The sequence below is a fragment of the Streptomyces winkii genome, assembly GCF_032248595.1.
GTDB lineage: Bacteria > Actinomycetota > Actinomycetes > Streptomycetales > Streptomycetaceae > Streptomyces > Streptomyces winkii.
In genome coordinates, this window is record NZ_JASTTH010000006.1 from 80,965 (window position 1) to 102,016 (window position 21,052).

The following is a 21,052-nucleotide window of genomic DNA, read 5'->3' on the forward strand; positions in this document are numbered from 1 at the left end:
CCGCGCGGCTTTGTGGCAGCCGACGAGGTTATCGGCGTTCACTCATGCCGGACTCCAAGCACACCGGGCCAGGCCGGGTCTCGGCCGCCGCACCGCAGCGCGAAGAGCTGGACGCCGGCGCTGAGCCGCTCGTCCGGATCGGCCAGATCCAGCCCGGTCAGCTCCCGCACCCGGCGGAGCCGGTAACGCAGCGTGTTGGCATGCACGTTCAGCACCTGGGACGCGGTGCGGGTGTCGCCGAAGGCGTCGAGGTACGCGCCGAGCGTGGCGGTGTAGTCGGTGCCCCGCCTCCGGTCGTGCGCCCGCAGCCGCGCCACCGGACCCGCCTGGAGCCGCTCGTCGGCGGCGACGCTCTCGCTCAGCACGAGCAGGTTCGCGGTGCCTCTGACGTCTGCGTACGCGGCGCAGCGGTGTTCGCCGCGCCGCTTCAGCGCCCGTACCACCAGCTCCGCCTCCAGCCGCGACTCGGGCAGCTCGCCGAGGTGGGCGACGCACGGGCCGGTCCCCACGCGCAGCCGCACGCCGGTCGACTCGGTCACCGCGGCCGCCATTGCGGCGGCGGCCCGCCGGACCCCGTCCGGGTCCGCCGCGTCCAGCAGCACGATGAGGGCCCTGCCCGGTCCCGTCGTGGCCACCGCGCGGCGGCGGTATCCGGCGAGCCGGCGCAGCGACTCCTCCCGTACGCGATGGGCCACGGCCGGACCGGCCTCCCCTGGCTCGTCCCCGGCGAAGTCGGCCACCAGCACCGCCGCCGGAACATCGGGCGCTATCCCCAGGTGAGCGCCGGCCAGCCGCGGGTCGGCGTCGCCCAGCAGCAGCCGCCCGACCAGTTCCTCGTCCAGCCGGTGTCTGGCCAACTCCTCCTGATCGAGGCCGAGGAGACGGACGGCGGCGACGGGGGCCGCCTCGGCGAGGAGTGCGGCCGCGCCGTCGGCGAGCGGGCCGCCGCTCTCCGCCACCCAGATCGAACCGAGGTTCTCGGTGCCCGCGCGCACCGCGACGGCGAGCCTGCGCCCGGCGCCCAGTTCTGGCACGGCCGCCACCTCCACGACGCCCTCGTCCGACCACAGCCTGCGGTAGACGCCCAGCTGCGTCAGCCTGCTCCGGTACCCGGGCGGGCCGTGCTGCTCCAGTACGGCGGCGCGGCGCATGTCGTCGTCGCCCTTCGTCAGCCGTGAGGCGGCAAGCAGCTCCTGGCCGGGGGTGAAGATCATGACCGAGCCGTGCACCAGCTCGGCGAGGGTGTTCGCCAGGCCCGACAGGTCGTATTGGCGTGCGAGCACGCCCGCTTGCCCGTGCCGGAGTGCGTACGGGTGGCCGTGGCGGGGGCTCGGCGTACCGGCGACGGCGAGCAGTGCCCGCAGCCGTCCGATCACCTCGGCCCAGTCCTGCTCGGCGGCGAGCACCAGCAGCGCGACGCCGTGCCGTTCGGCGAGAGCGGCCACGCCGCCCTGCCCGGAGCCGCCCTGCGCGGAGCCTCCCCCACCGCGGCGCTTGACCAGGACGGCCGCAGCTCCCGCGGCGGACGCGGCGGCGAGCAGAGAGGCCAGTCCGTCGAGGGCGTCGGCGCTGCCCGTGCCTATGCACAGCAGCAGATCGGCGCCCGGTGACGGGTCCTCGTCCGCTTCCCGTACGGCCAGCCCGCGCACGGGCACGTCCAGTCCGCCCGGCGCGGCCCGCACGTCGACGGCTTCCGGTCCGAGGGATTCCACGACGGTCGCGATCGTGACCGGGTGGGGGCGGCCGTACGGCTCCGCCGGCTTGTGCTCTGCCATCAGGGATCAGCTCCAAAGCTTGGCGCCTGGCACAGACTCTCGCATGCCCGCGGGCGGCGATGCTGTGGTCGCGTCCCGACCGTCGAAGGAGACCCGCGGTGCCAGCAGCCCCACCCCCCATGCCAGACGCACGAGCGCTGCTCGAAAGGCTCACGGCCCGGCAGCCCGCCATGCTCGACGACCTGGAGCGGCTGGTCACGGCGGAGTCCCCGTCCGCCGACCCCGAGGCGCTGGGCGGCTGCCGGTCGGTGCTGGCCCGCATCGGCACGGAACTGCTCGGCGTACGGCCGGAGTTGCTCGACGGTTCTGCCGGTTCCGCCGGGACCGCCCGCTCCCCCGGGGCCGCCGGGCTGGTGTGGCGGCTCGGTCCGGGCGACCGTTCGCCGGTGCTGCTGGTCGGCCATCTCGACACGGTCTGGCCGCTCGGTACGCTGCGCCGCCGCCCCTTCGAGGTCCGCGGGGCGAAGGCGCTGGGCCCGGGCGTCTTCGACATGAAGGCCGGCCTGGTCCAGGGCCTCCACGCGCTCGCGGAACTGCGCGCGACGAGCCCGGACCGTACGTACCCTGCCGTGGCCTTCCTCGTCACCGCCGACGAAGAGGTCGGCTCGCCGCTCGGCGGCCCGGTCGTCACCGACTGGGCGCGGGCCTCGCGCGCCGCGCTCGTGCTGGAAGGAGCGGCGGACGGCGGCGCGTTCAAGGACGCGCGCAAGGGCTGGTCCTTCTACGACATCACCGTGACGGGGCGCGCCGCGCACGCCGGGCTGGACCCGCACTCGGGCCGCAACGCGCTGGTCGATCTCGCGCGAATCGTGGTCCGCCTGGAGCAACTCGCCTCCGCGGACGGCGAGATCACGGTGACCCCCACCGTGTGCACGGCGGGGACCACCCAGAACACGGTCCCGGATCGGGCGCGCGTGACGGTGGACGTACGGGCACCGGACGCGGCGGCGCAGCACGGCGTGGACGCGGCCCTGCGCCGCCTGGTGGCCGACACCGCCCGGCTGCCGTACGAGATATCGGGCGGCATCAACCGGCCGCCGCTCGAAGCGGCGCAGGCGCGCGAACCGCTCCGGCTCGCCCGCTCGTGCCTGGACCGGCTGGGACTGGCCTGGCCCGGCTCGGCACGGGTGGGCGGCATCTCGGACGGCAATCTGTGCGCCGCCGCCGGCACGCCGACGCTGGACGGGCTCGGGGCGGTCGGCGGCGGGGCGCACGCGGAGCACGAGTGGGTGGACATCGCCCGCATGCCCGAACGCGCCGCGCTGGTGGGCATGTTGACGGCCGCGCTGCACGAGGAGTGACCGAACCGGGTGGGGCGCACCCGCAGCGCTTCGGGACCCGCGAGGAGCCGCGGTGACCCGCGGATCAGCCCTCACGACAATCGCCCCCCGGCCGACTTCCGTGGCCGGGGGGCGAGTTGCGTGCTCTCAGCGCGGACACGCCGGGTGGTGGGGTGGTGGCGAGCAGGAGCAGGACCAGTCAGTTCTGCCCGTAGTAGACCTCCAGCTCGGCGATCGAGGTGAAGGTGCGCGTACCGCCGGGTGCGCCGATGATCCGTACGCCGTCGCCCTCGGCCGCGTCGAAGGACAGCTCGTAGGTCTTGTGCGGGCCCGCGCTGCCGTCGCCCGGGTAGTCGGGCGAGACTCGCAGCCCGGTCACATCCGTCCATGTGTGGTCCTTGCGCACCTGCACGCGCAGATCCTCGAACCAGCCGCCGTCCTCGTACATGTTCCCGGTGGTGTAGACGACCTTGTCCATGCGGTACGAGCGCGGCCATGTGTAGCCCCACCAACTGGCCGTCTTGCGCTCGTCGTTCCAGTCGTCCTCGCTCTGGCCGGTCATCTGGCCGTCGTTGTAGTGACCGGGATTGCCGAAGTGCGTGGCCCGTTCGACGCCGACCGTGCCGTCTTCGGCGGCGAGGTTGCGCCGCGGGTCGCGGTCGTTGCCGGGCGCCGTCTTCTCGTACGGCTCCAGGCGCAGCGGACGCAACGAGTACGTGTACGCGTAGTGGTCGTTCTCGGGGAAACCGCCCCCGCACGGGCAGACGTTGGACTGGAGCCACATCGATCTCCCGTCCGCGCTGATGAACTTGGAGGGGATCGTGGCGGCGTAGCCGCCGTGCTTGTCATGGGTCCAGGGGTAGCCGCCGAAGTCCCTGCTGTCGGTCCGCTTCCACGGGCCCCACGGGGTGGGCGACTCGTAGAACTCGAAGGTGTACTCGGTCCACGAGGTGTAGAGGTAGCGGTCCAGTCCCTTGTTGTAGACGATGCCGCCCTGGCTCAGCGTCGTCATGTTCTCCTGCCGGCCGTCGGTGAAGACGTCCGGGTAGACGCGGCGGTCGTCGTGCAGCACCGCCTTGCGGTCCTCGATCCGGTCCGACCAGGCCGGCTTGCCCGCGCCGTCCGTTCCGCCGGCGAACTGCCACGCGTCCTCGTCCTGCACCTTGTCCTTGGGTACGCGGGCGAGGTAGAGGTCCACGGGGTCGGGCACGCGGTCGTTGAAGGAGTCCCGCCAGTTGTGGTCGAGGCCGTACGCGTAGACATAGCCGTCGGGGCTCTCCGCGTAGTCCTTGCCGTAGTCGAGGAACATCACGGTGGTGAAGGCGCCCTTGTCGAACATCGGCGCGGTCTTGTCGAAGGACCAAGTCCTGCCCTGGTCCGTGGACTTGGCGATGGTGGCCGAGGGCGCGTCGTTGAAGTCGAGGGCGAGGTCCTGCACGGCGAGGTACAGGGTGCCGTCGACGCAGGCCATCCCGGTAGGCTTGCGGGTGTGGTCGGCGTTCCAGACCTTGCCCACCTGGTCGCCCTCGGCGAGCTGTTCGCCCCGGAGGCCGCCGGGATCGCCGGAGATCCTCGCGACTCCGATGTCGTGGAACGTCTCGTCGAAGCCGACGCCGTCGCCGTAGGCCGTGTAAACGTTGTCATCGCCGGCCCAGCAACTGGGCCACAGGTCACCGTGGTTGACGTTGTCGCCCTGGGCCGGGGCGCCGACGGTCGCGTGCGTGGCAACGTCGACGGTGGAGAAGTAGCCGCCGGCAGGCGGTGATTCGGCGCTTTTCCCGGCGAGCGACACGTCGGGCCCGCTGTTCGTGGCGGTGCTTCCGTACGCCGTGAGCAGCGCGGCTCCCGTCACCAGGGCGACGGCGCCCGCGGTGACCGAGGAGATCCCGCTGCGGCGAGTACGGGCGCAGGCCGAGGCCGTACGTCTGAGGGCATTGCCGAACTGCCTGTGGAATCCGCGTCGTTGCATCGATGGACCCTCCCCGTTGGCGGCTTCATCTTGAAATCGATTTCAAGGTAAGAGCTGAAGCAGAACGTAATGAGGGTCCGGGTGTGCGTCAAGGACGAGTGGCCAACCGGCCCTGGAGAGCGTGGAGTTCCGCCCCTCCTCCGGGGTCATCCGGCCCCGTCTTGATGGCGGTCAGGTGTGACTGGTGGCGGCCGCGGCAGCGGTCGCGGGGAGGGGTTGCTCGGCCCAGATGGTCTTCCCGGACTCGCCGTAGCGGCTGCCCCATCGTGTGGCGAGCTGTGCGACGAGGAACAGGCCGCGGCCGCTCTCGTCGGTGGTACGGGCACGGCGCAGTCGAGGCTGGGTGTTACTGGGGTCGGTGACCTCGCAGACGAGAGTGGCGTCGTGGATGAGCCGAAGGCCGATGGGGCCGCCGGCATAACGAATGGCGTTGGTGATCAGCTCGCTGACGATGAGCTCGGTGGTGAAGGCCGCTTCGTCCAGGCCCCAGGCGGCGAGTTGGTGGATGGTCGCGTCCCGGGCACGGGCGACGACGGCGCGATCGGCGGGGAACTCCCAACTGGCCGTGGCGGCCGTCGGCAGAGCCCGGACGCGGGCGAGGAGCAAGGCCATGTCGTCGCTCGGCGGGGCGGCAGAGGCATCGGCCAGGAGGGTCCGGCCGACGGCCTCCAGGGGATGGCCGGCGCGGAGGAGCGTGGTGAGGCGGCCGGCCAGCTGCTGGATTCCGGCGTCGATGTCCCGCTCGTGGTGGCCGAGGACGCCGTCGGTGTAGAGAGCGAGGGTGCTGCCCGGCTCCATGTCGACGGTGGTGGCCTCGAAGGGCATCCCGCCGACGCCGAGCGGCGGTCCGGGCGAGAGCGAACCCCGGCGGGCGGTGCCGTCGGGCCGGCACACGAGGGGAGGCGGATGGCCCGCGCTGGCGTAGGTGCAGCGCCGGGCGATGGGGTCGTAGACGGCGTACAGACAGGTGGCGCCGATGGTGTCCGCGTGCTCGGCCTCGGCGGCGAGGCGGGCGACGAGATCGTCGAGGTGGGTGAGCAGTTCCTCGGGTCCCAGTTCGAGATCGGCCAGTGTCTGCACGGCGGTGCGCAGGCGGCCCATGGTGGCGGTGGCGGGCAGTCCGTGGCCGATGACGTCGCCGACGACGAACGCGGTCCTCAGCGAGGGGAGAGGAATGACGTCGAACCAGTCGCCGCTGATGTCGGCCCCGCCACTGGCGGGCAGGTAGAGGGCCGCGGTCTCGGCTGCCGGGGTGTCGGTGGTGCCACGCGGGAGCAGGCGCTGCTGGAGGGCCACGGCCGCCCGGCGCTCGCGGGTGTAGCGGCGGGCGTTGTCCACGCTGAGCGAGGCCCTGGAGGTGATCTCCGCCAGCAGATTGGCGTCCTGCTGGTCGAAGGGCTCGGGCCGCTCGGTGCGCCAGACCGTGACCGTGCCGAGCAGCAGGCCGCGGGCGAACAGCGGAGCCAGCACCATCGAGTGCCCGTGCTCGGGCACATGCAGCTTGAACGCTCCCGGGAAGGCGTGCTCGAACCAGGCGATGGCGCTTGCCCGGTCGCGCAGGATGAAGGTCTCACCCTGCTGAAGTGCTCGCAGGCCGGGCCAGTCACGGGAAGGGGGGATCGGCGCACCGGGCTGGAGGAGTTCGGCCGGCCAAGGACCGGTGGCCGAGGCCACCGCCGTACGGCGCAGGTGCAGCTCTCCCCCGCCGTGGATCTTGGGAGGCTCGTCGCCGTCGAGCACGGCATGGGCCAGATTCACCCACGCCAGGTCGCCGAGGGCGGGAACGAGGACGTCCGCCAAGTCCTGGGTCGTGCGCTGCACGTCGAGCGAGCGGCCGATCCTGACCGAGGCCTCGTGGCGCAGCTCCAGATGCCGGCGGGAGCGCTGCCGCCCGGTGGCATCCGTGCCGAGGGCGGCCACGCCGGTCGGGTGTCCCTGAGCATCCTCCAGCCGGACAGCGGTCAGCGAGAAGGTCCACTGCCGGCCGGGGGCATGCTGCGTGCGCACCCGCTGCTGGTGCCTGACCACGGGCTTCCCCGTGTCCAGTACGCGGCGCAGCTCCGCCTCCGTGGCTTCGGCTTCCTCCGCGGACATGACGTCCGCCAGCCGTCCGCCGACGGGCGGCGCGGAGTCGCCGGACATCCCGAACGTGACGTCGTTGGTCCGCACGAACCGCAGGTCCAGATCGTGGATGCTGACCCCGACGCGCTGCTGCGAGAGCAGAGCCCGGAGGAGGGACGCGCCTTGTTCCCAGTCGGCGACGCAACGTGTGGGGGCGGCCAGCACCAAGTACTCGGAGCCTGCCTCCAGGGGTGACACGTGGAAGGCGACCTCGACCGCCGTACCGGAACGGTGGCGCAGCAGGACCCGTCCCGCAGCCGGCATGCCGTTCGCGGGCGTCTCGCCCCGGCACTCGCGGGATTCGCCGACGAGGTCACCGACGGGGTGACCGCAGACCTCGGCCGCCGTTCGGTCCAGCAGCTCCGCGGCTCCGCGGGACCAGCGCAGCACGGTGCCCTGAGCGTCGAGCACGGCCGCCGCGATGTCGTCGAACGAGGAGATCCGATCGCCGACGTGATCGGTGGGGGCCTTCATCCTGTTCTCGCTCCCGCCTTGTGAGGTATGCCCAGTATCCGTGATTTGCGCGCATACGTATGGAGGGGGGCGGCGACCGGCCGGAGGAGCGTTCAGCCGTTCTCGGCGGTAGCCGACGTCCAGCCGGAGAAGCGGCGATCGCCCGTTACGGGACGCCGAGGGGAAGCGCGAAGGCATCTCCCGGCGGTGGCAACTCCCGGAGAGGCAGGCCGTGTTCATCGAGGCGAGAGATCAACGGAGCAGTCGCGGCCATGATCCGCTCCGGTCGGATCGGCGTCGGATCAGGGCGGTTCGCTCTGGCTGTTCCAGGCCACCTCCGCAACCCGTCCTCGCAGGTCACGGCCGCTTCGATCTCGTCAGCAGCAGGTCAGAATAGTGCCGTGGATGAACATGGACTACGATGCACTCCGTGCCGCTCTGATCGTCGTCCGGCCGATGCCGTACCGGCGGCGGAACCACGCGCCGGATCACGTCGCCGGGCGTATGGAGCGGGGCACTTGCGGGCGTAGCTCAATGGTAGAGCCCTGGTCTTCCAAACCAGCTACGCGGGTTCGATTCCCGTCGCCCGCTCGGGAGATGCGAGGGGCCGGCCCCGCGGGGCCGGCCCTTCGGCGTGCGCGCACGTGCTCGTTCTCGTTCGCGTGCTGTGCTGTTCCGCTGTCTCTGGCGATCTCCGGCGATCCTCCGGGTCCGGCGCGCGATGTGCCTGTGCACCCGCTCGACGGGGGACCCGTGCCCGGTGAGAGCTGTGCCTATGCGCTTGTGTGGGGCGCGCACGCGCGCGCCGCGTCAGAAGTTGATCTGATTGATCATGTCCGCAAGCGAGTTCATGAACCGGTTGACGGACGGCGCTATGTCGGTCGAGGCCAGGAAGAAGCCGAAGAGCACAGCCACGATGGCGGGCCCCGCCTTTATCGAGCCACCCCTGATCATCACCACCAGGATGACTGCCAACAGCAGCACCACAGACAGTGAAATGGCCACAACTCATCACACCCTTGCCGTCGGAACGCCTCACCGGCCGAGGGGCCCGTCGCCACCACCGCCCCCGCCGCGGACCATCGTGCCACCAAGTCGCGCGCAGGTGGAGTTGGGTGACGAATCATCGGCCGTGGACCTTCCCCGGTCGTTGCGGTTCTCCCCCGTGCGCACACCCTCTACACGCTCCGGACACACCCGTGACGCATCTCCCACGGCGGGCCGGACCGCAATACGTACGGTAATTCGGGATGCTCCGCACCGATCAATGCGCTGCGCAGCGATAATGCAACATGTGCAAGAGGACGGACGGCCCGCAGGGCGCGCCGGCCGGTGAATTGGCCGCGTATCCCCGGGTGTTGTGGAGTCGATCACAACGTGTTCCGGGAGGTGTCCGCACGGGCAGAGAAGCGGGCAGAGAACAAGCCCCGATACGGCGGAGATCCGGCCACGGCGGTGGCGCCCGAATGTCCGGTCATGGCAGGACATGTCACCGCGGAACGAACGTTCGCAGGGTCCCCTCATGCGAAATCCCTGGTCGTCGAAGTGTGTCGAAAACTGTTCCGGGTAGGCGTGTTGGAACCTCGCCGAGAATTTACGCCTCACATGTTTGACCGCTAAGGTGCGACAGATGTTGCACGCTGGTTATGAGCGGGCACCGCTCCCCCCGGTCCGCCAGGAGTCCCCCTCCGCGAAGCACGACGCGTCCGCGGAGCCGCCGGCGAAGGTCAAGAAAAAGCCCGCCGACCAGCGGGACCCTTTTCTCGACAACGCCAAGTACCTCACGATCGTGCTCGTCGCGATCGGCCACGTGTGGGACCCGCTGCGCGACGACAGCCGCGCGGCCGGTGCGCTCTACTTCGTGCTCTACGCCTTCCACATGCCGGCGTTCATCATCGTCTCCGGCTACCTCTCCCGCAGCTTCGAGGGCAAGCCCCGGCAGATCAAGCGGCTCATCACCGGCGTGCTCGTGCCGTATGTGGTCTTCCAGACGGTCTACACCTTCTTCATGCGGTGGGCGAGCGACAACCCGGACCGGGAGTTCCACTACCAGGAGCCGGGCTTCGCGCTGTGGTTCCTCATCGCCCTCTTCCTGTGGCGGCTGACGACGCCGCTGTGGAAGAGCATGCGCTGGCCGCTGCCCGTCGCGCTGGCCGTCGCCGTCGCCGCAGGCGTGACGCCCAGCATCAACAGCGACCTGAACCTGATGCGCGTCGCCGCGTTCCTGCCGTACTTCGTGCTCGGTCTCCAACTGCGGCCCGAGCACTTCCAGATCATCACGCGGCGCCGGTTCCGGATGCTGGCCCTGCCGGTCTTCGCCGGTGCGCTGCTCGTCGCCTACTGGGCCGTGCCGCGGATGTCCAAGGGCTGGTTCCTGCACGACAAGGCCTCGCAGGAGCTCGGGGCGCCGGCCTGGGTGGGCGGCGTGATGACGCTCGCCACCTTCGGCTGCGGGCTCGTGCTGACGGCGGCCTTCCTCGCGCTGGTGCCGCGCCGCCACATGTGGTTCACCAGCCTCGGCGCGGGGACGCTGTACGCGTATCTGATCCACGTCTACCCGATCAAGATCTCGCGTGAGTTCGAGTGGTACGACATGGACTGGGTCGACCATCCCCTCAGCCGCGTCGTGATCACGTTGATGGCGGCGGCGATGATGACCGTCCTGTGCACCTGGCCCGTGCGCCGCGCCTTCCGCTTCGCCATGGAGCCGAAGATGGAGTGGTTCTTCAGGCAGGACGCGGGCGAGCAGGCACGCGCACGCGAGAAGGGCTCGTCCGCACGCAAGGCGAGCGGGGCGGCGACTCCGCCGGTCGCGCCAGCGGCCCCGGCCCCGGAGGGCGACCAGCCGGGCCGCGGGGAGTACGCGCACTCCGGTTCGTCGCCGGGGCGCGGCGGAGCCCGGGGCTCCCGCGGCGGGAGCGGCGGCGGCAAGCACGCGAAGTAGGAGCGCCGGGAGGGCCGTTCGCAGCGTCGGCCCCCGGGGCGTCAGCAGATGCAGGGCCGCACGCGGGTGCGGCCCTGCGGCGTCTTCACGGGTGGTGCAGGCCGTGCCGATGGCGGGCGTATGCCGTACGTACGGACGCCGGAGGCTCAGGCCCGGCAGAGCAGCAGCAGGGCCCGGTCGTCGTTCACGTCACGCGCCACGGTCTCTATCAGGTGCCACGCGGCACCGTGGAAGCCCGAGGCGACGTGGCGGTCGGCCTCACCGGTGAGCCGGTCGATGCCGTCCGCGAGGTCGCGCTCGGAGGTCTCGACGAGGCCGTCCGTGAAGAGCATCAGCACGTCGCCCTGGAGCAACGTCCCCTTCACGGGGTCGAATTGGGCGCCCTCGTAGACGCCGAGCAGCGGGCCCTCGCCCGACTTCTCCTCCCACTTCCCGGTGCCCGCGCCCCGCTGGAGGGCGGGCACGTGCCCGGCGGAGAAGAGCTCGTAGTCGCCGCTGTCCAGATCGAGGACGAGGTGTACGGACGTCGCGAAGCCCTCCTCCCAGTCCTGCCGCAGCAGATAGCCGTTGGCGGCGGGCAGGAAGGCGTGCGGCGGCAGGGAGCCCAGCAGCCCGCCGAAGGCGCCGGAGAGCAGGAGCGCGCGCGAGCCGGCGTCCATGCCCTTGCCCGACACGTCCGTCAGCACGACTTCGAGGGTGCGCTCCCCCGGGCCCGTACGCGCCGCGACGACGAAGTCCCCCGAGAAGGACTGCCCTCCGGCCGGCCGGAGGGCCATCTCGCGGTGCCAGCCGCGCGGGAGTCTGGGCAGCTTGCTCTGGACGCGGATGCGTTCGCGGAGGTCGAAGAGCATGGTGCCGCCGCGCCGCCACGGTACGCCCACGCGGCTGCGGAACTGGGCGACGAGCAGGCCGAAGAGCCCCGCGGTGGCCACGACCAGGATGGTGCCGGGGGTGACGCGGCCCGCGCCGTCCTGGTACGGGCCCAGCATCGCGGACTCGATGATGAGGGCCACCGCCGCCGACGCGTACAGCGCCAAAAGGCTGGAGGGGCGCAGCAGCAGGCCGCCCGCGATCAGCGGCATCACGAGCGCTTCGGGGGCGGCCCACAGCGGCATCAGGACCGTGAGGGCCGTCAGTGCCGGAACGGTGAGGAGCAGCGCGCCGAAGGCGAGCCAGTCCGAGACGCCGCCACGGAAATAGTCGACGGCAGAGCGGCGCAGCCCGGTACGGGCCCGGTGCAACGCTCTTCGCGCCTTGTGCAACCGGGCCCTGGGGGGTGTGAGGCTCGGACGACGTACCGCCATGCAGATGGACCTTATCGAGCCTTTGACCAGTGCGTCGATTCCGTTCACGACGTGCACGAACGGCGGAACGTGCGTATGCACGTGCACCCGCCTCCCAGGGCACGGAATTGTCTTCGCTCTTTACCAAAACCCCTGCTGGGGAAGGCGGATGGCGACAGAGCCGCGCTCTCTGCACCGGTTTCGAATGCGGCAACCGGTCCGGCAGAATTCTTCGGGCTTCCGGAAACGTCGGAGTCGTCGATCGGGAACTGTACCGGGAATTGACCGATATCGACCGGTCGTCCGCAGCGTGGGACGGCGGCCGGCTCGACGGCTCGGCGGGCACGATTCCCTTCCGGATGACCGTGCCCGGGGCCTCTCGCAGCTACGGCGGTCCTGTCCACGCTGCATGCCGCCGCGGCGTACCGGCGCAGCGGAATCCTCCGCTCAGGACGGCTGGCAGTCGGGGCACCAGAAGAGATTGCGCGCCGCGAGATCCGCCGTGCGGACGCGCGCACCGCACACGTGGCACTCCAGGCCCGCCCTCCGGTAGACGTACACCTCGCCGCCGTGGTCGTCGACGCGCGGGGCCCGGCCCATGGCTTCCGGTGTGTGGTGGGGGCGCACGGTGTCGATGCGGTTGTTGCGCACGCCCTCGTGCATCAACTCGACGAGGTCCGCCCATATCGCGTCCCACTCCGTGCGGCTCAGACCGCGCCCCGGACGGTACGGGTCGATGCCGTGCCGGAAGAGCACCTCGGCGCGGTAGACGTTGCCGACGCCGGCGACGATCTTCTGGTCCATCAGCAGCGCGGCGATGGTGGTGCGGCTGCGGGACACGCGTGACCAGGCCGCCTCCGGATCGGCGTCGGCGCGCAGCGGGTCGGGGCCGAGCCTGTCCTCGACGGCGTCCTTCTCTGCCTCGGTGATCAGCTCGCAGCGGGCCGGGCCGCGCAGATCCGCGTACGCGGCGCCGGCGTCGACCCCGTCGGCGTCGACCCCGTCCGCGTCGGCGACGAGGCGGAGCCGCACCGCGCCCACGGGCGCCGGCGCCGGGCCCGTACCGAAGGTGAACTTGCCGTACAGGCCCAGGTGTACGTGCACCCAGCCCGTGCCGTCGAAGCCGAGGAAGAGGTGCTTGCCGTGCGCGTCGGCGTCGGAGAGGACCTGCCCGTCGACGAGCGCCGCTCCGTCGGAGAACTTGCCCTGCGGGCTGGCGGCCCGCACCTTGCGCCCGCCGAAGCGCTCTCGGCAGTCCCGCGCGAGGCGGTGGATCGTGTGCCCTTCGGGCATGCGGTCAGGACTCCGGGTGGTGTGCGGGGACGGGAGGCAGCTGCCCTGTGGTCTCGTACGCCGAGAGCATCTCGATGCGGCGCTCGTGCCGTTCCCCCTGGGAGAAGGGCGTGTTGAGGAAGGTCTCCACGAACTTCAGCGCCTCGTCGGTGGTGTGCATCCGCGCGCCGATGCTGACGACGTTGGCGTTGTTGTGCTCGCGTGCCAGCGACGCCGTCTCCTCGCTCCAAGCCAGCGCGCAGCGCACGCCTTTGACCTTGTTCGCCGCCATCTGCTCGCCGTTGCCGGAGCCGCCGACGACGATGCCGAGGGCCTCGCCGTCCTGCGCGGTGCGCTCGGCGGCGCGGAGGCAGAAGGGCGGATAGTCGTCGGCGGCGTCGTAGATGTGGGGCCCGCAGTCGACGGGCTCGTGCCCGGCGGACCTCAGCCACTCGGCGAGGCGGTTCTTCAGTTCGTAGCCGGCATGATCGGAGCCGAGGTACACGCGCATGGCGCCGAGTGTATGACGCGGCACGACGACCCAGGGCACCGGCCCTGACCTCGGACGACGCGGTGCTCCCAACTCCCTTGGGGCACAGGGGACATCGGCGGCGCATCGCCGTACGGCCGTCCGACGGGTCCACTGCCGCGCGCCTCCCGCCGGGTGTCCGCGAACCGCTTGATCCATCCCCGTACCCCGCTGCGAGACTGGTTTGTCGATACAACGACCAACCGAAGTCTCAGTCAGGAACGGGCCTTTCATGACGCGCACCGAGCTGTCCGACGCGCCGCCTCCCAGCCCGGGGGGTCCCAGAACCGACGGGGGACGGCAGGCACTGTCCCACGGTCTCAAGCAGCGCCATCTGTCCATGATCGCTCTCGGCGGAGTGATCGGAGCCGGGCTCTTCGTGGGCTCCGGGGCGGGGATCGCCGCCGCGGGACCGTCGATCGTCCTCGCCTACGCCGCCTCGGGTCTGCTCGTCATGCTCGTGATGCGCATGCTGGGCGAGATGTCGGCCGCGAACCCGGCGTCCGGCTCCTTCTCCGTGCACGCGGAGCGCGCGCTGGGCCCCTGGGCGGGGTTCACCGCGGGCTGGATCTACTGGACGCTGCTGTGCGTCGCGATCGCGACCGAGGCGACCGCGGCCGCGGACATCGCCACGAAGTGGATGCCCGGCACCGAGGGCTGGATGTGGGTCGCGCTCTTCATGGCGCTGTTCTGCGTGACGAACCTCGTGGCCGTACGCAACTTCGGCGAGGCCGAGTTCTGGTTCGCGGCGCTGAAGATCTTCGCGATCACGGCCTTCCTGCTGCTGGGCGCGATCGCCGTGGCCGGACTGCTGCCCGGGGTCGACGCTCCCGGCACCGCCAACCTCACCGGCGAGGGCGGCTTCCTTCCCGCGGGCGGCGACGGACTCGTCGTCGGCCTGCTCGCCTCCGTCTTCGCGTACGGCGGCCTGGAGACGGTGACCATCGCGGCCGCGGAGTCGGAGGACCCTGTCAGGGGCGTCGCCAAGGCGGTGCGCACCGCGATGTGGCGGATCGCCGTCTTCTACGTCGGCTCGATGCTCGTGATCGTCACGCTGATCCCGTGGAACGACAAGTCGGTCGTCGCCGGGCCGTACGCGGCGGTGCTGGACCACATCGGCATTCCGGCCGCGGCCCAGGTCATGAACATCGTGGTGATGGTCGCCCTGCTCTCGGCGATGAACGCCAACATCTACGGCGCCTCCCGCATGGCCTTCTCCCTGATCGCGCGCGGCCAGGGCCCGGGCTTCCTGGGCAAGGTCAGCGCGAGCGGCGTGCCGCGTCCGGCGGTGGTCGCCTCGTCCGTCTTCGGCTTCATCGCGGTACTGCTGAACTTCTGGTGGCCGGACACCGTCTTCCAGTGGCTGCTCAACACAGTCGGTGCCGCGACGCTCGTGGTGTGGGGCTTCATCGCCCTCTCGCAGCTGGTGACCCGGCGCCGTCTGGAGCGCGAGGCGCCGGAGAGGCTCGTGGTGCGGATGTGGGGCTTCCCCGTGCTGACGGTCGTGGCCCTGCTCGGCATCCTCGCCGTGTTCGTACTGATGCTGCGCGAGAGCGACACCCGTACCCAACTGGCCTTCACCGGCTGCCTGACGGTCGTGCTGATCGCGACCGGGCTGGCCCGGCAGAAGGCGCTCCCTTCCGGCCGCGAGCGCACCGCCGGCGGGGACGGGCCGGACGGCGCGAAGGCGCATGAGGGGAAGCCGGGCGACGCGAAGCCCGGCGAGAGCGCCGACTGACGGAACGGCGGATGCCGGTCGCGGGTCGCAGAATCGCGGGCCGCCGTCCGGCACCGGCCCCGACCCGGCCAGGACACGGCCCGCGAGGGCACTGCGGAGCGGTCCCGCACACGCGGGGCCGCTCCGTTCTCTCTGCCGCTGTTGCTGCTAGCGTCCTCTTGCAAGTAATGTGCAATAAGCAGAGGGAGAGAGACGCCCATGGCCCTGTATTCGCTGCCTGAGCTGCCGTACGACTACTCCTCCCTGGAGCCGGTCATCAGCGGCGAGATCATCGAGCTGCACCACGACAAGCACCACGCGGGTTATGTGAAGGGTGCCAACGACACCCTGGAGCAGCTGGCCGAGGCCCGCGAGCGCGACCAGTGGGGCGCGGTCAACGGCCTGGAGAAGAGCCTGGCGTTCCACCTCTCGGGGCACATCCTGCACAGCATCTACTGGCAGAACATGACCGGCGACGGCGGCGGCGAGCCACTGGAGAAGGACGGCACGGGCGAACTCGCGGACGCCATCGCCGAGTCCTTCGGCTCCTTCGGCAGGTTCAAGGCGCAGCTGACCAAGGCGGCTGCCACCACGCAAGGCAGCGGCTGGGGCGTACTCGCCTACGAGCCCGTGACCGGCCGGCTCATCGTGGAACAGGTCTACGACCACCAGGGCAACGTCGGCCAGGGAAGCGTGCCGCTGCTGGTCTTCGACGCCTGGGAGCACGCGTTCTATCTCCAGTACCGCAACCAGAAGGTGGACTTCGTCGAGGCGATGTGGCGCGTCGTCAACTGGCAGGACGTGAGCAGGCGTTACTCCGCGGCGAAGGCGAAGGGGAACACTCTGCTCCCGGCGCTGTAGCGCTCTGCCGCACCCAGGACCTCCTGCCCTCGTGATCGTCTTCTCACCTTTCACCGGGCAGGCGGAGAAAGAGGGAGGGCCCCGTACGGACGTGACGTACGGGGCCCTCCTGCTCACCTCCGGCGGCCCGGCAGCTCGACGGCCCGGAGGCCCGGCCGGCGCGCGGAGGTCAGTCGTCGAAGACGGGGCCGACGTCCCGGGTGCGCTTGATCTCGAAGAAGCCGGGCGTCGAGGCCACCATCAGCGTGCCGTCCCACAGCTTCGCCGCCGCCTCGCCCTTGGGTGCGGGGGTGACGACGGGGCCGAAGAACGCGATGCGCGAGCCGTCGGCGCCGGGCACGGCGATGACGGGGGTGCCGACGTCCTGGCCGACGAGGTCGATGCCCTCCTTGTGCGAGGCGCGCACCGCCTCGTCGTACTCCGTGGAGTCCGCGGCGTCCACGAGGGAGGTGGGCAGACCCGCCTCGTCGAGGGCCTCGGTCAGCAGCTCGCGGGACTGCTCCTGCCCGCGGTTGTGCAGGCGGGTGCCGAGCGCGGTGTAGAGGGGGCCGAGCGCCTCACCGCCGTGCTTCTGCTCCGCGGCGATGCAGACCCGTACGGGGCCCCAGGCGGCAGCGAGCATCTCGCGGTACTGCTCGGGCATCTCGTCCAGCTTGTCCTCGTTGAGCACGGCCAGGCTCATCACGTGCCAGCGCACCTCCACGGGCCGGACCTTCTCCACCTCCAGCATCCAGCGGGAGGTCAGCCAGGCCCACGGGCACCTGGGGTCGAACCAGAAGTCGGCGACGGTCTTCTCGGTCATGGCACGCTCTCCTCGGTTCTGCTGGGCAGGGTGACAGGTCGCTCCGGCGGTGGTCCGGGCCTCTCCGGCAACGCATCGGCCCGCACAGCAATTCCCGAGTGTGCCGCGCATGTGGCGCGTGAAATGCTGAGCGGCGTCGCCGGAGCCGGGAGCCCCAGCAGCGGCAGTACGAGAGCCGCCGAGCGGGGAATCCAGAAGAGCCGAGAACAACCGAGAAGTCGAGAACAACGGAGAAGAGGAGCCAGGCCGTGCCGGGAGAGAACCTGACCCACCACGAGGCACAGCGAAGGGCCGGGCTGCTGACCGTGGACGGCTACGACGTGGCGCTCGATCTGCGCTCGGCGACCGCTCCCCCGCCGGCGAAGGGCCCCCGTACCTTCCGCTCGACGACGACGATCCGCTTCCGCTGCTCCGAGCCGGGGGCCTCCACCTTCGCCGACCTCGTGGCGCCCAGGGTCCATTCGGTGACCCTCAACGGCAGGTCCCTGCCCGTCGACACCGTCTTCGACGGCGCCCGCATCGCCCTCGACGGGCTGGCGGAGCAGAACGAGCTGGTCGTCGACGCCGCCTGCGCCTACAGCCGTACCGGCGAGGGCCTGCACCACTTCCTCGACCCCGAGGACGGCGAGGTCTACCTCTACACGCAGTACGAACCGGCCGACGCCCGCAGGGTCTTCGCCAACTTCGAGCAGCCCGACCTCAAGGCGCGCTTCACCTTCACCGTCACCGCACCCGCCCGCTGGACGGTGCTCAGCAACGGCGCCCAGCGGGGCGAGCCGGAGCGGCTCGACGAAGGGGCCGCCGCATGCTGGCACTTCGAGCCCACCGAGCCCATCTCGACGTACATCACCGCCGTGGTGGCCGGGCCGTACCACTACGTCACCGACACCTACCGGCGCTCCTCCGGAGACACGGAGCTGGAGATCCCTCTGGGCGCGCTGTGCCGCAAGGGGCTGGCCAAGCACTTCGACCCGGACGACGTCTTCACCGTCACCAAGCAGGGGCTCGACTTCTTCCACGACAACTTCGGCTTCCCGTACCCCTTCGGCAAGTACGACCAGGCCTTCGTCCCCGAGTACAACATCGGCGCGATGGAGAACCCCGGACTGGTCACGTTCCGCGAGGAGTTCGTCTTCCGCGGCAAGGTCACCGAGGCGTCGTACGAGCACAGGGCGAACGTCATCCTGCACGAGATGGCGCACATGTGGTTCGGCGATCTGGTCACCATGCGCTGGTGGGACGACCTGTGGCTCAAGGAGTCGTTCGCGGACTTCATGGGCGCGCTGGCGCTGGTGGAGGCGACGCGGTTCAAGGACGGCTGGATCACCTTCGCCAACCGCCGCAAGTCCTGGGCCTACCGGGCCGACCAGCTGCCCTCGACGCACCCCGTGACCGCCGACATCCGCGACCTGGAGGACGCCAAGCTCAACTTCGACGGGATCACGTACGCCAAGGGCGCGTCCGTGCTCAAGCAACTCGTCGCGTACGTCGGGCGGGACACCTTCCTGGAGGGCGCGCGGCGCTACTTCCAGCGGCACGCGTGGGGCAACACGACGCTGTCGGACCTGCTGGCGGTGCTCGCGGAGACCTCGGGCCGCGACATGGACGAGTGGTCCCGCGCGTGGCTCCAGACGGCCGGGGTCAACTCACTGAGCCCGCGGGTCACTTGCGACGCCGACGGGCGGCTCACGGAGCTGGCCGTGGTCCAGGAGGCGCCGGAGGAGCATCCCGTTCTGCGGCCGCACCGCGTCGCCGTCGGGCTCTACCGGCACGAGGGCCTGGAGCGCGGGCTCGTCCGCTACGCGCGGGCGGAGACGGACGTCACGGGCGCCCGTACGGTCGTCGAGGAGCTGGCCGGTGAGGAGCGGCCGGATCTGGTGCTGGTCAACGACGACGACCTCACGTACTGCAAGATCCGCTTCGACCAGGGCTCGCTGGCCTCGCTCCGCGCGCACCTCGGCGAGCTCGCGCCGCCCGGGCCCACGGCCGCCCGGGCCACGGCACCGGAGGCGGACGGCGGTCACAACCCGTCCCTGTCCAGGGCCCTTTGCTGGTCCGCGATGTGGAACCTGACACGTGACAGCCTGATGCCCGCGCGGGACTTCGTCTCGCTGGTGCTCTCCTTCGCGGGCACCGAGTCCGACGTGGGCGTGCTCCAGACGCTGCACGCGTGGAGCCGCTCCGCGGTCGTGCACTACGCCGCGCCGGAGTGGCGTGAGGAGGGCCTGCGCGCCCTGGCGGAGAGCGCGTTGAGCAGGCTGCGGCTCGCGGAGCCCGGCAGCGGGCACCAGCTGGCGTGGGCGCGCTTCTTCGCCGCGGTCGCGACGGACGAGAAGGATCTGCGGCTGCTGCGGGGGCTGTTGGGGGCGCCGTCCGGCGCCGGCGGCTCCGGGGGCGAGGGCGCCGCGCGCATCGACGGGCTCGTCATCGACCAGGAGCTGCGCTGGACGTTCCTGGAGACGCTGGCCGCACGCGGCGAGGCCGGCGCGGAGCTCCTCGACGCCGAACTCGCCCGCGACGACACGGCGTCCGGCAAGCGGCACCATGTGCGCTGTCTGGCCGCGCGTCCCTCGCCGGAGGTCAAGGCCCAGGCGTGGGACGCCGTGATGACCTCCGACCGGCTCTCCAACGCCCTGGTCGAGGCGACGATCGCGGGCTTCGCACAGCCCGGTCAGCAGAAGCTGACGGCACCGTACGCGCAGCCGTACTTCGACGCGCTGGAGGAGGTGTGGCGTACGCGCTCGATCGAGATCGCGATGGCCGTCGTCAAGGGCCTCTACCCGGATCTCCAGGGCGACCAGGCCACGCTCGACGCGACGGACGCGTGGCTGGCCGGGCACGAGGACGCTGCTCCCGCGCTGCGCAGGCTCGTCCTGGAGGCGCGCGACGACCTGGCCCGTGCGCTGCGGGCGCAGCGCTGCGACGCGGCCGCCGCTACGCCACGACCGTGAACGGCAACGACGAGCTGTCGTCGTGCCGTTGGAACCAGTGCCGGTAGGCCTCGCTCGCCCACGCCACCTCTCGGTAGGCGGCTTCGAGGTCCGCGAGGAGGGCGGCCGGTTCGACCGCGGGCGCCGTGTCCGGAACCGCGCCGGGCGTCGCCTCCCGGGTCGCCAGCAGCAGCCGCACCGCCAACGGGTCGCCCAGCAGCGGCCGTACGACCCTGCCCGGGCGCGCGGGGGCCGTCGGCTGGCAGGGCGCGACGACCTCGCCGGCTGCCACGAGGTCGGCGGCGGCGAGATTGTCGCCGTGCACGACGCGGGGGCTGATGCCCGCCTCGGCGAAGACCCGGCGCAGGCCCGTCCATTCGCCGTCCGCCGTGGGGTCGACCATCCATCTCTCGTGCGCGAGTTCGGAGAGGCTCAGCACGGGACGTGCCGCCGCGGGGTGCGTCGCGGAGAGGGCGACGAACTGCGGCTCGCGCTCGACGAGGACGTGCAGCTCCACGCCGTCCGGAATGCGCAGCGGCGAGCCCTCGACCTCGTGCACGAAGACGGCGTCGAGCTGGTTCGCCGCGACCATGCGCAGCAGGGTGTGCGCGGAGGCGTCCATGTGGAACGTGGTGTCGGCGTCGGGAAGCCGGGCGCGCAGCCGGCGCAGCCATCCCGGCACGGCGGGCGAGCCGGTGCTGCCGATGCGCAGATACTCGCCGCCCGCACGGCTCGCCGCGGCCCTCGCCTCGCTCACCAGCGCGGTCATCTCGGCCACGAGCGGCCGCGCCCGGCACAGGACGAACCTGCCCAGCGGGGTGGGGACGCTGCCCGTGCGCTCCCGTGAGAAGAGCTGACCGCCGACGGCCTGCTCGATGCGGCGGAGCTGCGTGGTCAAGGAGGGCTGAGTCATGCCGAGTTGACGGGCCGCCTTGTGCACACTGCCCGTATCGGCTATCGCACACAGGGCGCGCAGATGCCTCACTTCGAGCTCCACACGGCGGAGCATAGCCAAGCGGACGTTCGTCACACCAGACATCAAGGGACCCCGAGAACGTCCTGCGTATCGGGTGATGCGACGGAGCTATCACTAGTTGCCATCATCCCCTGCGCCGG

14 protein-coding genes and 1 tRNA gene are annotated in these 21,052 nt (G+C 71.2%); 6 read left to right on the forward strand and 9 right to left on the reverse strand.

Going from position 1 to position 21,052, the window contains the following annotated elements:
• Nucleotides 1-38: 38 nt before the first annotated feature.
• The gene (locus QQM67_RS19295; RefSeq protein WP_314175203.1) at nucleotides 39-1,775 is read right to left on the reverse strand and encodes a PucR family transcriptional regulator; all 1,737 of its coding nucleotides are present in this window, start codon (nucleotides 1,773-1,775) and stop codon (nucleotides 39-41) included.
• Between the two features lie 119 nt (nucleotides 1,776-1,894).
• On the opposite strand from QQM67_RS19295, the gene QQM67_RS19300 reads away from it, so the two are divergent.
• Complete coding sequence (locus QQM67_RS19300; RefSeq protein ID WP_314175204.1) at nucleotides 1,895-3,076, forward strand: M20/M25/M40 family metallo-hydrolase; 1,182 nt, start codon at nucleotides 1,895-1,897, stop codon at nucleotides 3,074-3,076.
• 178 nt (nucleotides 3,077-3,254) lie between these two features.
• On the opposite strand, the gene QQM67_RS19305 is transcribed toward QQM67_RS19300, so the two are convergent.
• On the reverse strand, nucleotides 3,255-5,024 hold the full coding sequence (locus QQM67_RS19305; protein WP_314175205.1) for a hypothetical protein: 1,770 nt from the start codon (nucleotides 5,022-5,024) through the stop codon (nucleotides 3,255-3,257).
• Between the two features lie 171 nt (nucleotides 5,025-5,195).
• Nucleotides 5,196-7,619, reverse strand: a complete 2,424-nt coding sequence (locus tag QQM67_RS19310) for an ATP-binding SpoIIE family protein phosphatase (protein ID WP_314175206.1) — start codon at nucleotides 7,617-7,619, stop codon at nucleotides 5,196-5,198.
• Between the two features lie 499 nt (nucleotides 7,620-8,118).
• On the opposite strand from QQM67_RS19310, the gene QQM67_RS19315 reads away from it, so the two are divergent.
• Nucleotides 8,119-8,189 (forward strand) — tRNA-Gly (locus QQM67_RS19315).
• Between the two features lie 219 nt (nucleotides 8,190-8,408).
• On the opposite strand, the gene QQM67_RS19320 is transcribed toward QQM67_RS19315, so the two are convergent.
• Complete coding sequence (locus QQM67_RS19320; protein ID WP_314175207.1) at nucleotides 8,409-8,603, reverse strand: hypothetical protein; 195 nt, start codon at nucleotides 8,601-8,603, stop codon at nucleotides 8,409-8,411.
• Between the two features lie 625 nt (nucleotides 8,604-9,228).
• Between QQM67_RS19320 and QQM67_RS19325 the strand changes: the two genes are divergently transcribed.
• On the forward strand, nucleotides 9,229-10,542 hold the full coding sequence (locus QQM67_RS19325; protein ID WP_314175208.1) for an acyltransferase family protein: 1,314 nt from the start codon (nucleotides 9,229-9,231) through the stop codon (nucleotides 10,540-10,542).
• Between the two features lie 146 nt (nucleotides 10,543-10,688).
• On the opposite strand, the gene QQM67_RS19330 is transcribed toward QQM67_RS19325, so the two are convergent.
• The 3 genes from QQM67_RS19330 to QQM67_RS19340 form a co-directional block, all read right to left on the reverse strand.
• Complete coding sequence (locus QQM67_RS19330; RefSeq protein ID WP_314175209.1) at nucleotides 10,689-11,846, reverse strand: PP2C family protein-serine/threonine phosphatase; 1,158 nt, start codon at nucleotides 11,844-11,846, stop codon at nucleotides 10,689-10,691.
• A gap of 426 nt (nucleotides 11,847-12,272) precedes the next feature.
• Nucleotides 12,273-13,118, reverse strand: coding sequence for an Fpg/Nei family DNA glycosylase (locus tag QQM67_RS19335; RefSeq protein WP_314175210.1), 846 nt, complete (start codon nucleotides 13,116-13,118; stop codon nucleotides 12,273-12,275).
• 4 nt (nucleotides 13,119-13,122) lie between these two features.
• Nucleotides 13,123-13,608: a ribose-5-phosphate isomerase gene (locus tag QQM67_RS19340; RefSeq protein WP_314175211.1), complete on the reverse strand. Its 486-nt coding sequence runs from the start codon at nucleotides 13,606-13,608 to the stop codon at nucleotides 13,123-13,125.
• 250 nt (nucleotides 13,609-13,858) lie between these two features.
• Here QQM67_RS19340 and QQM67_RS19345 point away from each other — a divergent pair, with 250 nt between their 5' ends.
• On the forward strand, nucleotides 13,859-15,364 hold the full coding sequence (locus QQM67_RS19345; RefSeq protein ID WP_314175212.1) for an amino acid permease: 1,506 nt from the start codon (nucleotides 13,859-13,861) through the stop codon (nucleotides 15,362-15,364).
• Between the two features lie 198 nt (nucleotides 15,365-15,562).
• On the forward strand, nucleotides 15,563-16,204 hold the full coding sequence (locus QQM67_RS19350; protein ID WP_314175213.1) for a superoxide dismutase: 642 nt from the start codon (nucleotides 15,563-15,565) through the stop codon (nucleotides 16,202-16,204).
• A gap of 169 nt (nucleotides 16,205-16,373) precedes the next feature.
• Here the strand turns inward: QQM67_RS19350 and QQM67_RS19355 are convergent, their stop codons facing one another.
• Nucleotides 16,374-17,006 carry a mycothiol-dependent nitroreductase Rv2466c family protein gene (locus QQM67_RS19355; protein WP_314175214.1) on the reverse strand — a complete coding sequence of 211 codons (633 nt, stop codon included), beginning with the start codon at nucleotides 17,004-17,006 and terminating at the stop codon, nucleotides 16,374-16,376.
• Between the two features lie 248 nt (nucleotides 17,007-17,254).
• Between QQM67_RS19355 and pepN the strand changes: the two genes are divergently transcribed.
• Nucleotides 17,255-19,957: an aminopeptidase N gene (gene pepN / locus QQM67_RS19360; RefSeq protein ID WP_314175215.1), complete on the forward strand. Its 2,703-nt coding sequence runs from the start codon at nucleotides 17,255-17,257 to the stop codon at nucleotides 19,955-19,957.
• Here the strand turns inward: pepN and QQM67_RS19365 are convergent.
• Nucleotides 19,941-20,945 (reverse strand): LysR family transcriptional regulator, encoded by a 1,005-nt coding sequence (locus QQM67_RS19365; protein WP_314175618.1) that lies wholly within the window; start codon nucleotides 20,943-20,945, stop codon nucleotides 19,941-19,943. The genes pepN and QQM67_RS19365 overlap by 17 nt on opposite strands.
• Nucleotides 20,946-21,052 lie beyond the last annotated feature (107 nt).